13 protein-coding genes are annotated in these 11027 nt (G+C 62.9%); 5 read left to right on the plus strand and 8 right to left on the minus strand.

The genetic code is table 11. The features are described 5' to 3' along the window. Positions 1 to 137 precede the first annotated feature (137 nt). Positions 138 to 446 (minus strand): DUF4229 domain-containing protein, encoded by a 309-nt coding sequence (locus tag NFJ07_RS25150; RefSeq protein ID WP_269998795.1) that lies wholly within the window; start codon positions 444 to 446, stop codon positions 138 to 140. Between the two features lie 81 nt (positions 447 to 527). Here NFJ07_RS25150 and NFJ07_RS25155 point away from each other — a divergent pair, with 81 nt between their 5' ends. Then, positions 528 to 905, plus strand: coding sequence for a PLD nuclease N-terminal domain-containing protein (locus NFJ07_RS25155; protein ID WP_269998797.1), 378 nt, complete (start codon positions 528 to 530; stop codon positions 903 to 905). A 152-nt stretch (positions 906 to 1057) separates the two neighbouring features. Here NFJ07_RS25155 and ccsB read toward each other — a convergent pair whose 3' ends face one another. The 5 genes from ccsB to NFJ07_RS25180 are packed head-to-tail and all read right to left on the minus strand — an operon-like array spanning position 1058 to position 5934. After that, positions 1058 to 2122: a c-type cytochrome biogenesis protein CcsB gene (gene ccsB / locus NFJ07_RS25160; RefSeq protein WP_269998799.1), complete on the minus strand. Its 1065-nt coding sequence runs from the start codon at positions 2120 to 2122 to the stop codon at positions 1058 to 1060. Next, positions 2122 to 3849 carry a cytochrome c biogenesis protein ResB gene (gene resB / locus NFJ07_RS25165; protein ID WP_269998801.1) on the minus strand — a complete coding sequence of 576 codons (1728 nt, stop codon included), beginning with the start codon at positions 3847 to 3849 and terminating at the stop codon, positions 2122 to 2124. Before resB ends, ccsB begins: the two co-directional genes overlap by 1 nt. Beyond that, on the minus strand, positions 3849 to 4604 hold the full coding sequence (locus NFJ07_RS25170; RefSeq protein WP_269998803.1) for a cytochrome c biogenesis CcdA family protein: 756 nt from the start codon (positions 4602 to 4604) through the stop codon (positions 3849 to 3851). Before NFJ07_RS25170 ends, resB begins: the two co-directional genes overlap by 1 nt. Before the next feature lie 14 nt (positions 4605 to 4618). Further along, the gene (locus NFJ07_RS25175) at positions 4619 to 5269 is read right to left on the minus strand and encodes a TlpA family protein disulfide reductase (protein ID WP_442865400.1); all 651 of its coding nucleotides are present in this window, start codon (positions 5267 to 5269) and stop codon (positions 4619 to 4621) included. 2 nt (positions 5270 to 5271) lie between these two features. Then, a complete protein-coding gene (locus NFJ07_RS25180; protein WP_269998805.1) occupies positions 5272 to 5934 on the minus strand; it encodes a histidine phosphatase family protein in 663 nt (220 codons plus the stop codon). A gap of 203 nt (positions 5935 to 6137) precedes the next feature. Here NFJ07_RS25180 and NFJ07_RS25185 point away from each other — a divergent pair, with 203 nt between their 5' ends. The 3 genes from NFJ07_RS25185 (at position 6138) to NFJ07_RS25195 (ending at position 8701) form a co-directional block, all read left to right on the plus strand. Then, complete coding sequence (locus NFJ07_RS25185; RefSeq protein ID WP_269998807.1) at positions 6138 to 6686, plus strand: YceI family protein; 549 nt, start codon at positions 6138 to 6140, stop codon at positions 6684 to 6686. Positions 6687 to 6888: 202 nt separating this feature from the next. After that, positions 6889 to 7602: a hypothetical protein gene (locus tag NFJ07_RS25190; protein WP_269998808.1), complete on the plus strand. Its 714-nt coding sequence runs from the start codon at positions 6889 to 6891 to the stop codon at positions 7600 to 7602. 262 nt (positions 7603 to 7864) lie between these two features. Beyond that, complete coding sequence (locus tag NFJ07_RS25195) at positions 7865 to 8701, plus strand: hypothetical protein (protein WP_269998809.1); 837 nt, start codon at positions 7865 to 7867, stop codon at positions 8699 to 8701. A 56-nt stretch (positions 8702 to 8757) separates the two neighbouring features. Here NFJ07_RS25195 and NFJ07_RS25200 read toward each other — a convergent pair whose 3' ends face one another. After that, positions 8758 to 9465 (minus strand): redox-sensing transcriptional repressor Rex, encoded by a 708-nt coding sequence (locus NFJ07_RS25200; protein ID WP_442865399.1) that lies wholly within the window; start codon positions 9463 to 9465, stop codon positions 8758 to 8760. A gap of 51 nt (positions 9466 to 9516) precedes the next feature. Continuing rightward, on the minus strand, positions 9517 to 9771 hold the full coding sequence (locus NFJ07_RS25205; protein ID WP_269998811.1) for a glutaredoxin family protein: 255 nt from the start codon (positions 9769 to 9771) through the stop codon (positions 9517 to 9519). 155 nt (positions 9772 to 9926) lie between these two features. On the opposite strand from NFJ07_RS25205, the gene NFJ07_RS25210 reads away from it, so the two are divergent. Continuing rightward, positions 9927 to 10745, plus strand: coding sequence for an HAD family hydrolase (locus NFJ07_RS25210; protein WP_269998813.1), 819 nt, complete (start codon positions 9927 to 9929; stop codon positions 10743 to 10745). Positions 10746 to 11027 lie beyond the last annotated feature (282 nt).

Consider the following 11027-nt stretch of genomic DNA (forward strand, 5'->3'; position numbering starts at 1 on the left):
ATGGACCTTCCCCACCCCACACGCCGGACTCCGGCCAACAGAAAAACCTGTCACACAAGAGCCTGACACACAGGGTTCCCCCAACCCTCGCTCACATATAGGCCGGTTTCCCCCAACGCTCGCTCAGCTTTGAGCTTCTAGGCTTCTTTGGGGCGCCGGTCGTTCTCGACCGTTACCACGGGGTTTTCATCCACCAACCGGTCCTCGATTGCGGCATCTTCGATCTCCAACGCAGAGCGGATGGGCTTGGCCCGCCCGGAGAAACGTTCGCGCATGGATGCTGTGGCGGCGTCGCGCTGCTTCTTGAAAAACAGGTAGCTGATGGCGAACGCGATAAGGCCCGCGAAAATCGCCGCCAGCAACAAACCCGTGTGCAGTAAGGCGAAGACGACGAAGAGCGGCACGAAGAGCGCCAAGCGGATCAGGGAGTATTTGAGGAAAGCCACGGATCAAGTTTAGCCTCACAGCCTGATTGCACTCTGAGCGTGCAGCTATCACCGGACCCGGCGGCGACTAGACTTGACGGTATGCTCCGCGTTGTTGCAGTTGTGGCCGTCCTACTCGTGTTCGTCTATGGGCTGGTGGACGTCATCCGTACAGACCGCCGCGCCACCCGGGGAATTTCCAAAACCGCTTGGATTGTGGTGATGATACTGCTGCCGATTCTCGGCGCGGTTCTCTGGTTCCTTATCGGCCGCCCCTACAACATCGGCCCCGCCCCGCAGCCGGCGAGCCACCCCACCGCCCCCGACGACGACCCCGACTTTCTCCGCAACCTGGAGGTCCGCCGTCGCAACCAGGCCGAAGCCGAACGGCTGAAGAAACTCAAGGCCGAGCTCGAAGCCAAGGAACGCAAGCTCAAGGGCGAATCCAAGGCCGACGACAGCGGCGACGTCAACAGCTGACGGGCCCAACTGAACCTTTGGCACGAGAGGGTGTCCTTCCTGACCTCTTTTGAAACGCGAACGACGGCGACACGCCCGCAAGTGCGGAGTGTCGCCGTCGTCGTTAATTCAAAGAGGGTCAGGACGGTCAGGCGCCCTTCCGGAGAGCAGCCTTACTGCGGGAGCCCCGAGTACGAGTGCAGGCCGTTGAAGAACACGTTGACCACCGTGAAGTTGAAGATCACGCACAGGTAGCCCGCAATCGACAACCAAGCCGCGCGGGTTCCCGTCCAGCCGCGCGTGGCGCGGGCGTGCAGGTAGCCGGCGTAGACCACCCAGATCACGAAGGTCCAGACTTCCTTGGTGTCCCAGCCCCAGAAGCGGCCCCAGGCTTTTTCGGCCCAGATGGCGCCGAACATGAGGGTGAAGGTCCAGCCCACGAATCCCACGGTGTTGATCCGGTAGGACAGGTTTTCCAGGCTCAGCGCGTTCGGCACGAGCCGCATGAAGCCCAGTTTGTCCACCCCGCCGGCCGCCAAGGTTTTCTGCCGGTGCGATTGCACCAGCTGAAGGGCTGACATGGCGAACGTCAAGGTGAACAAGGACGCGGACATCACGGCGATGGAGACGTGGATGACCAGCCAGTAGCTTTGCAGTGCCGGCACCAAGTGACCCACCGGGGTCCAGTAAGTCACGGACGCCGCCACCATCATGATCACGGCGAGGCCGAGCACGAAGGTGCCCAGGAAGCGCAGGTCACGGCGAATGATCGAGAGCAGGAACACTGCAACCACCAGGAAAGCGCCTGTAGTGAGGAACTCGTACATGTTGCCCCACGGCACGCGGCCTGCGCCGATCGCACGGGTGATCACTCCGGCGCCGTGGATTGCGACACCGATAATCGCGACTGCCACGGCAACCCGAGCCGGAATGCGGCGCTCGGCGGCGTACTTCATATCGCCGCCGGCGGTCTGGCTGACGGAGCTGGTCGCCGACGTCGGGCGCTCGGTGCGGCCGGCAGGTCCGCCGACGTCGTTTCCACCGGCACGGCCGGCGGCGACCGGAACCTTGACCTCGGCTGCCACCGAAGAGGCTGCTTTCAGGTCCACCGCTTTCAGCATTTTGCTGCTCTTGGCGAGGTCCCAGGCGAAAGCGATGAACGCCACCGTGTAGGTGCCGGCCGCGAGCAGCATGAAAAGCTCGCTGTATTGGCCCATGGTTTCGTTGATGGGGAACATTACTGGTCCTTCGAGGTTGAGGAAGAAACGGTGTCGGTGGACTGTTCTGTGGGGAGCAGCCATTCACGGTGCAGCAATTCGCGGATGGCGGCGGCCTCGCCGGCCAGCCTGTGGTCCTCGCCGCGGGCAAGGAGACCATACTCGACCATTGTGCGCCCGTCGTCGTGGGTTCCGGTGCGGACCCAGACACGGCGGCGGTTCAGGTAGAGGGAGAGAATCAGCCCGGCGACGGCCAACAGGGCGAAGACGAGCGCGCTGGCCTGGCCGGGGTTGTGGTGGATGTCGACGCCGACATACTTCTTGACGCCGTCGAAAGTGATGCTGCCCTTGCCGTTCGGAAGCGTGTACGTGCCTCCGGGGGCGATCGCGATGGCCTTGTCGGCCATGCCGCGGCCATTGAGCGGAGTCAGCTTGGCTACGTCGAGCTCGAAGACGTTCTGCGGGGCGCCCTTGTTCAGGCCGAGGTCGCCATAGTACGAGTTGAGGTTCAGCTGCGGGTTGATGAGTTCCGGATCGCCGCTGTAGGAGGCACCCTGGTCCGTGACCATCGCCGTCGGCAGGAAGAAGCCTGCGAAGCCGAGCTGATCCGGCTTGGCGTCGGGAACCTTGATGACTACCGAAGAGTAGTAGTTGTCACCCTGCAGCTTGGCCACCACCGGTCCCTGCATGGCGACGTTGCCGGCGCCGTCCCGCACAGTGACGACCGGCGCATAGCCGTTACCCGTCAGGTAAATGCTGGTGTCGCCGAGCATCACGGGGTCGTTGACCTTGAGGACCTGCTTCTTGGCGGGCGAATCAGGCGTGTCCTTGGTGGTCACGGCTGCCGTGAAGTCGATCGGCTGGCCGAAATGCCCGGGCGATTCACGGTCGAACTTCACGTCGAACTTGTCCAGCTGGATGGAGTACGGCTGCAGCCAACTGCTTTGGAAGTTGGTGCCAGGGCTGAACTGGTCATAACCCACCAGGGTGTTCACGAAGGTGTCACCCTCCACCAGGATGCGCTGGCCGCTGTAGCCGAACAGCCCGCCGACGGCCACCGAAACCAGCACTCCGATCAGCGAAGTGTGGAATACCAGGTTGCCCACTTCCTTGAGGAAGCCGCGCTCGGCACCCAAGGAGGGCATGGCGGCGTCGACGTCGCGCACGTCCACGCGGTAGCCGCGCTTCTTCAGCACCGCAGCGGCGTCCGAGATAGCCTTCGACGCCGGGATCCCGGCGTCGGCGGGCAGCACGAGCGTGCCGTACTCCGGAAGGCGGGAGAGGCGCTTGGGGGTCCGCGGCGGCTGGGAGCGCATTGCCTTGTAGTGGGCGATGGCCCGGGGCGTGACACAGCCGATGAGGGAGATGAACAGCAGAATGTAGATCGCCGAGAACCAGGCCGAGGAGTACACGTCGTAGAGCTGCACGGAGTCCAGGAGCTTGCCGTAGTCCGGGTGGTCGCTGATGTACTGCGTCACGATCGAAGGGTTCGCCGGACGCTGCGGGAACAGCGAACCGGGAACCGCCGCGACGGCCAGGAGCAACAGCAGGAACAGCGCAGTACGCATGCTCGTCAGCTGGGTCCAGGCCCAGCGCAGCATGCCCACGATCCCCAGGACGGGCAGTGCTGCCTCGGCCTTGGCCTTGTCAATCGCCTTGCCGGCGGCCTTGTCAGTGGCTGCGGGCTCGCTGGCGGACTTGTTGGCGGACTTGTTGGACTTCTTTTTACCTTGCACGGGCTCGCTCATCAGATCGGCAACTTCACATCGGTTTGGAACCAGTACTGCAGCCCGGTCACCCAGGCGCCCCACACTCCCGTGGCCATCAGGATTCCCAGGAGGATCAGGATGCTCCCGCCCATCCGCTGGATGGCCAGGCGGTGCTTGCGGAAGAAGGACATCACACCCATCCCCCGGCGGACTGCGAGGGCTATCAACAGGAAGGGAATGCCAAGGCCAAGACTATAGACAAACGCCAGGAGGGCTCCCTTCGCGGCGGACGATCCACCGGAAAGACTCAGCAACTGGACTGCGGAATAGGTGGGACCAATGCAGGGCGCCCAGCCGAGTCCGAAGGTGATGCCCAACAAAGGGGCGCCCCACAGCCCGGCGGGCGGTTTGGCATGGATTTTGGCGTCACGCTGCAACCACCCGAAGCCGCCCAGGAAGACGACCCCCATGATGATCACCAGCACGCCCAGCAATTGTGTGATCCAGGCGTTCTGCCGGCCGGTGATGAGGGTTCCCAATTGGCCGAAGGCACCACCGAGCAGGACAAAAATCACGGAGAATCCGAGGACGAACAGGCCGATTCCCGCGAGCATGCGCCCGCGCTTTTGCTTCTGGAGGTCGACGCCGGTCAGCCCGGTCACGTAGCCAAGGTAGCCAGGTACCAAGGGCAGGACGCACGGCGACAGGAAGGACACGAGTCCGGCCAGCAAAGCCACGGGGATGGCCAGCAGCAAGGAACCGCTCAGGATGGTCTCGGCGAAAGGGCTGTTCACGCTGTCGGGGCCACCTACTCGGCAACCGCGGTGGTAATGAGTGCCTTGAGGGTGCTCTTCTCGATCTCCCCCAGGATGCGGGCGGCAACCTTGCCTTCTTTGTCCAGGACCAGCGTCGTGGGCACCGCACCGGGAGGCACAATGCCGGAGACGGACAGCAGCACAGCGCCGTCTTTGTCGTTGAAGCTGGGGTACGTGAGTTTGAACGTCTGGTCGAACGCATCGGCCGTGGCCTTCTCGTCCCGGAGGTTCACACCGTAGAACTGGACGCCCTTGCTCTTGAACTCCTGGTGCAGTTCCTCAAGAATCGGCGCTTCAACCCGGCACGGCGCACACGCGGCGAACCAGAAGTTGAGGACGGTCACCTTGCCGAGCAGGTCCTGCGGAGTCACGGCAGTTCCGTCAAACAAAGTTCCTTTGATCCCGACGGCGGCCTTGCGGTCCGCTTTGGCGAATTCGGTCACCGAGCCGTCCCCGGCGACGTAGTTCTTGTTGTCGCCGGCTTTGGCCTGCTGGGCCAAGGCGTCTTCCTGGGCACAGGCGGACAGGCCCATGGTCAATGCGGAGAGTGCCACGCCCCCGACAGCGAGGAAGCTGCGTCGCGAAGTCAAGCCTGCATTGATCTTCTGGCCGCCGGTCTTGCGGCTGGTGGTGTTGTGGTCCATTGTCATGCTCCGGGGGTCCTCGCGGCACCGGGCAGCAGCACGGCTGCGGGTTCGCTGTACTCCACCCGCGCAACCTTGCCGTCGTCGAACACCAGGGAGGTCAGGGACGTCAGCGTGCACTCGCGTTTGCGCGGATCGTGCCACAGTCGTCGGCCCTCCGCGCTGAGGCGCGTGGCATAAATGGGAAGCTGGTGGCTGACGAGGATGGCTTCCGCGCCATCGCCGCCGAGCTCGATCGCTTTCAGCCGGGCGTCCTCGACGGCGGCACGCATGCGGGTGACCTGGTCCTGGTAAGACTCGCCCCAGGACGGACGCAGCGGATTCCGGTACTCGAACCAGTGCTTGGGCTTGATGAACTCGGAGATGCTGGCCTTGAGCCCTTCGAAGTGGTTCTCGGCTTCGATGATCCGCGGTTCGGTGTGGATCTGAAGGTCCAACGCCTGGGAAGTGGGGAGGGCGGTTTCCTGGGCACGCGTCAGCGGTGAAGAGACAAGGTGGACGATGTTCGCCCCCTGCGCGACGCGGGCAGCGAAGTGCTCCGCGAGCATCTTGGCCATCTCACGGCCGCGTTCGGAGAGGTGGAATTCGGGCAGTCTGCCGTACAGAATGCCGTCGGGATTGTAGACCTCGCCATGGCGGAGCAGATGGACAGTTGCTTGGGGCATGTTTACCAGTTTCTCAAAGAAGGCGGGCGATCTGAAATCTTCTACGTTTCGTAGAACTGAAAGTTTCTTCAGAATGTTCCCTGAAGGTGGAATAAAAGATGCATTTGCATGTTTATACTTGACACAAGGTTCGGTTGACACTTCAACTAAGTGTGACTGAACGCCCGATGAAGCTACGACCACACCTTCCCAAGGAGAACCCCATGACTCTTCCCGCAAACGTCACCACCGGCGTCTGGACCCTTGACAACTCCCACAGCGAGATCGGCTTTACCGTCCGGCACGCAGGCATCAGCAAGGTCCGCGGCCAGTTCACCGCGGCCGAGGCCACGCTGGAACTCGGCGGCAGCCTGGCCGACTCCAAGGTCGCCGCAAGCATCCAGACCGCCAGCTTCGACTCGGGCGACGCAAACCGCGACGGCCACGTCAAGGGCGAGGACTTCTTCGACGTGGAGAAGTTCCCGGAAATCACTTTTGTCTCCCGCCACGTCAAGGCCAACGGCGACAGCTTCGACCTCGTGGGCGATCTGACCATCAAGGGCGTCTCCAAAGAGGTGACCATCGAGACCGAGTTCAACGGCGTGGCCGTTGACCCGTTCGGCAACACCCGTGCAGGCGTCTCCGGTGAGACCACCATCAGCCGCAAGGAGTTCGGCCTGACCTGGAACGCAGTGCTTGAGGCCGGCGGCGTGCTGGTCAGCGACAAGGTTGTCATCAACCTCGAACTGGCCTTCATCGCACCTGCCGCCTAATCCACCGGATTCCCGGAGCTCACCCGGCTCCTGTCCTGAATGGCGCCTTCGGGGCCGCACACGATCCCGTGTGCAGCCCCGGAGGCGCCATTTCGTTGCTTGCGGTGTCACCCGCCTATTGTTCGGCCAAAAGCCGATACTTAGCGGCGAATTAGCCAAGAATTTCCTATGAATCCTTAAACCTCAGGTCTACAGTGATGCCATGAGTAACCCAGACGAAGCTCCTCAGCCTCAGCAGCCCGGCGCCCAGCCACCGCAGCCCGGAGCTCAGCCACCGCAGCCCGGCAACGTCCCTCCTGCGGGTTACCAGCCTCCGCAGGGATATCAAGCTCCCCCTTCTTACCAAGCACCCCCCTCGTACCAGCAGCCAGGCCAGCCCGCCCCCGGTTACCAGCAGCCAGGCCCGGGTTACCAGCAGCCGGGCCAACCCGCCTATGGCATGCCAGCTGGCCCTAACAGCGCCCCGCCGGCAGGACTCGGCTACGCGGCCCCGGCACGGAACACCTTCGGACTCGACTTCAACAACGTCGCGCAGCGTTTTCGGGACACCACGGGTGTGCCGCAGCAGCTGACCATTTCCTACTGGTTGTGGGTCGCGGCCGCCGCTTTGGGTGTTCTTGCCAGCTTCATCAACATCTTCACGTTGCGCGGGCTCTTCGGGGAGATGATGGTCGGCCCGGGTATTGTGGGCCTGATTTTCAGCCTGGTGTTCGCGGCCCTCTACATCTTCATTGCCATCCGGCTCAAAGAGGGCTCCCGCTGGGCACGCCTTGTCTTGACCATCCTGGGGGCGTTTGCGGTAATTTCCCTGCTGGTCCAAGTAGCTACCCTTAACCTCAACTTCATCGGATCGGCGGTAGCCGTCGCGGCCGCGGTCTTGATGTGGCTTCCGGAGTCCAGGAAGCACTTCGTATAGGAACAACGCAGTGCCTATGGCCGAAGGCCGCGGCAGGTCCCCCAATGACCCCGCGGCCTTCACTTTGCCCTCGCACGATTGCCCTCGCACGATTGCCCTCGCACGATTCAAGGGAGATCCGCCGAACCTTGTTCAGCGAGAATTCTTACCGTGAATCATCACCAGCGCTGTGCCATCGGGGTACGGTGGAATTAAGCCGAGCTGGGGGCAGGGCACGTTGCACCCGGCAGCCGTATCTGCAGTCGACACCCAAAGGAATGCCATGAGCACCCCTCCGTACCCGCCGTCCACTCCGGGTGAAAATCCCACCCCTGAGCAGCCGAAATACGGCCAGCAGACACCGCAGCAGGGTCAGCAGCCGCAATACGGTCAACAAGCTCCGCAGTACGGGCAGCAGACACCGCAATACGGCCAGCAGGCCCCGCAGCAGGGTCAGCAGCCCCAGTACGGCCAGCAAGCCCCGCAGCAGGGTCAACAGCCCCCTTACGGCCAGCCTTCCGCGCCCCAGTATGGGCAGCAGGCTCCGCAGTACGGCCAGCAGGCACCCCAGCAGCCGCAGTACGGCCAGCCTCCCGTCCCGCAGTACGGCCAGGGCGGCCCGGTCACTTGGCCGAGCCAGCAGCCCGCTGCGACGTCGGGAGTCCCCCAGCTGGTCAACATCTCCTTCTGGCTCATGCTGGCCGCCGGTTTGCTGACCTTGATCGGCATTCCCTTCACCATCGCTTCGCTGAACTCGCCGGCGGGCAAGAATATGCTGGATCAGGCCTTGTCGGCGCAAGGAGCCAACGCTTCTGGCATAGACACCAGCAGCTTTATCAACATTTTGGTCACCGTCCTGGTTATTTTCTCGGTGATCTTCGCCGGACTCTACGCACTGGTTGCGTTCAATGTCCGCAAGGGGAAGAACTGGGCCCGCATCCTGGGCACAGTCTTTGCCGCAATTTCCCTGCTGGGCCTGACCCAGATCGGCATGGGCACCATCACCATCCTCCTGGGCATCGCCGCGATCGTGCTGCTGTACTTGCCTGCCTCGGCGCCGTATTTCCGGAAGGCCCAGCCGTTCGCCAACCCTTACGGCCAGGCGCCGTACGGCCGCTAAGTCTTTAGACCTATAGCTAAGAACAAAACCAGCAACGGGCGCAGACCCGGCCCGGCCTAAATGGCTTGGCCCGGGGTCTGCGCCCGTTGTGCGTGATACGCCAGGATCTGAAGCTCGGTGGCCATGTCAACCTTGCGCAGATTCACGTACGGCGGAACCTGCAGCAGCACGGGAGCAAAGCTGAGGATGCTGCGGATACCGGCGCCGATCACGCGGTCGCAGACGTCCTGAGCCACTGCGGCCGGGAGGGCCAGGACAACCATGTTGGTGCCGGTCCGCTGAAGGACCGTTTCAAGATTCGCGGCGTCGCTGACCCGCAGCCAGCCGACTTCGTTCCCGATGACCATGGGATCGGCGTCGAGGATCGCCACCACGTCGAAACCGCGCGACTCGAATCCGCCGTACCGTGCCAAGGCTTTGCCAAGGTTGCCGGCGCCCACAATGGCCACTTTCCAGTCGTGGGTCAGGCCGAGCGCCGCCGCGATGTGCCGGCTCAGGTACTGGACCTCGTATCCCACGCCACGTGTTCCATAGGAGCCGACGTAGGAGAGGTCCTTGCGCAAAGTGGACGAACTGACTCCCGACGCTTCGGCCAACGCCTCGGAGGAAACCCGCTCCACGCCTTCGCCCAGCAGGGAGTTCAGAGCGCGCAGGTAAAGCGTCATCCGGGCCACAGCCGCGGGTGGTATCTGCTTCGCGGCAGAGTCCTTGTCCCCGGGCACAGCTTCGGCGGACGGTTCCAGCGCAGTCACGTTCTTCTCCATTGCGTCGCTTTGTTTTCCCACTCTATTGCCAACAAAGCACTGCACGCATGTTCAGGCGGCGATGGCCTTCTTCAGGACCCGCACCAATCGTGCTTCATCGATTTTCCAGAAATCCCGCTGGATTCCGTCCACGAACACCACCGGGATCTCCTCGGCGTAACGCTCGCGCAGTACCGGGTCGGTGTCGATCGACTGTTCCGTCCACTTGAGCCCAAGGCTTGAGGTCACGCGTTCGACGGCGTCACGCGCCGCGGCGCAAAGGTGGCAGTCAGCTTTGGTGAGGAGTACGACGTCGGGATTTGGCATGGTTCAACGGTATCGCCTCAGCGTCGACGCAGCCTTCGCGCAACCGTCGGCAAAGCGTGAGAACAGCCGCCGCGCAACCCGAAGAGCCCTCGACGCGGAACGTTCTGGCACTTCCGCGAACGGCAGGAGGCCGGGCGATTGACTAGACTCATGGCATGCCCGTCGAGAAGAACGCCGTTGTGGCCACCGCGCCTGCTGCAACGCAGCAACACGGCGAAGCCGCATTCTTCGACGTCGACAACACCCTCATGAAGGGTGCCAGCCTCTTCCACGTTGCGCGGAAGATGTATGAACGCAAGGCCTTCACTCTCTCCCAAGCCGCGGGATTCGCCTGGAAGCAGTTCAAGTTTGTCCTGCGGGGCGAAAAAATGGAGGACGTCCATTCCGTCCGGGATTCCGCGCTGGTCCTCGCGGCCGGTATCAAAGTGTCCGAAATCAAGGAGCTGGGCGAAGAGGTCTACGACGAGATGATCGAGTCGCGGATCTGGCCTGGTACCAAGGCCCTGGCAGAACAGCACCTGCGTGTCGGCCGGAAGGTCTGGCTCGTAACCGCCACGCCCATTGAAGTTGCCACCGTCATTTCCACTCGGCTCGGCCTGACCGGCGCCTTGGGCACCGTGGGCGAAGTAGAAGATGGCGCCTACACGGGCCGGCTGGTGGGCGAGATCCTCCATGGGCCAGCCAAAGCCGTGGCCGTGCGGCGCGTAGCGGACGAAGAAGGCCTGGACCTGAACCGTTGCTGGGCCTACAGCGATTCACATAACGACATCCCGCTGCTCACTTTGGTGGGCCATCCGGTGTGCATCAACCCCGACGCCGGGCTGCGCCGCCATGCACGGGAGAACAATTGGCCTGTTTACGACTTCCGTTCCGGCCGCCGGGCAGCCACCCTCGGCCTCAAAGCCGCGACTGTCGGAGGCGCTGTCTACGGTTTGTGGCGGGGATTCGCCAAGTTCCGCAGCCCGAGGGGCTAACTCACGCGACCCTCGCTCACATATAGCCCCCTCTCCAGCAACCCTCGCTCACATATAGCCCCCTCTCCAGCAACCCTCGCTCACATATAGCCCCCTCTCCAGCAACCCTCGCTCAGATATAGCCCAAGAATTGAGAACCATCCTGCCCTCGATGCGAAGGTGGTTCCGGCATGTGGCCGACATAAGTGAGCGAGCGTCGTCGAAACCCTACGTGTCAGGCTGGAACGGTACCAAGGGCTCATAGCAAGTCCGTTTAATCGCGTGGGGCGAGAACCAGGAATC

This window comes from Arthrobacter sp. B2a2-09, assembly GCF_027587375.1.
Taxonomy (GTDB): domain Bacteria; phylum Actinomycetota; class Actinomycetes; order Actinomycetales; family Micrococcaceae; genus Arthrobacter.

What these genes read in the sequence shown, in the direction of transcription:
- NFJ07_RS25175 (WP_442865400.1), bottom strand. Translation starts at nt 5,269, where the DNA reads ATGGACCACAACACCACCAGCCGCAAGACCGGCGGCCAGAAGATCAAT.
- NFJ07_RS25185 (WP_269998807.1), top strand. Translation starts at nt 6,138, where the DNA reads ATGACTCTTCCCGCAAACGTCACCACCGGCGTCTGGACCCTTGACAAC.
- ccsB (WP_269998799.1), bottom strand. Translation starts at nt 2,122, where the DNA reads ATGTTCCCCATCAACGAAACCATGGGCCAATACAGCGAGCTTTTCATG.
- NFJ07_RS25155 (WP_269998797.1), top strand. Translation starts at nt 528, where the DNA reads ATGCTCCGCGTTGTTGCAGTTGTGGCCGTCCTACTCGTGTTCGTCTAT.
- resB (WP_269998801.1), bottom strand. Translation starts at nt 3,849, where the DNA reads ATGAGCGAGCCCGTGCAAGGTAAAAAGAAGTCCAACAAGTCCGCCAAC.
- NFJ07_RS25200 (WP_442865399.1), bottom strand. Translation starts at nt 9,465, where the DNA reads ATGGAGAAGAACGTGACTGCGCTGGAACCGTCCGCCGAAGCTGTGCCC.
- NFJ07_RS25195 (WP_269998809.1), top strand. Translation starts at nt 7,865, where the DNA reads ATGAGCACCCCTCCGTACCCGCCGTCCACTCCGGGTGAAAATCCCACC.
- NFJ07_RS25190 (WP_269998808.1), top strand. Translation starts at nt 6,889, where the DNA reads ATGAGTAACCCAGACGAAGCTCCTCAGCCTCAGCAGCCCGGCGCCCAG.
- NFJ07_RS25205 (WP_269998811.1), bottom strand. Translation starts at nt 9,771, where the DNA reads ATGCCAAATCCCGACGTCGTACTCCTCACCAAAGCTGACTGCCACCTT.
- NFJ07_RS25180 (WP_269998805.1), bottom strand. Translation starts at nt 5,934, where the DNA reads ATGCCCCAAGCAACTGTCCATCTGCTCCGCCATGGCGAGGTCTACAAT.
- NFJ07_RS25210 (WP_269998813.1), top strand. Translation starts at nt 9,927, where the DNA reads ATGCCCGTCGAGAAGAACGCCGTTGTGGCCACCGCGCCTGCTGCAACG.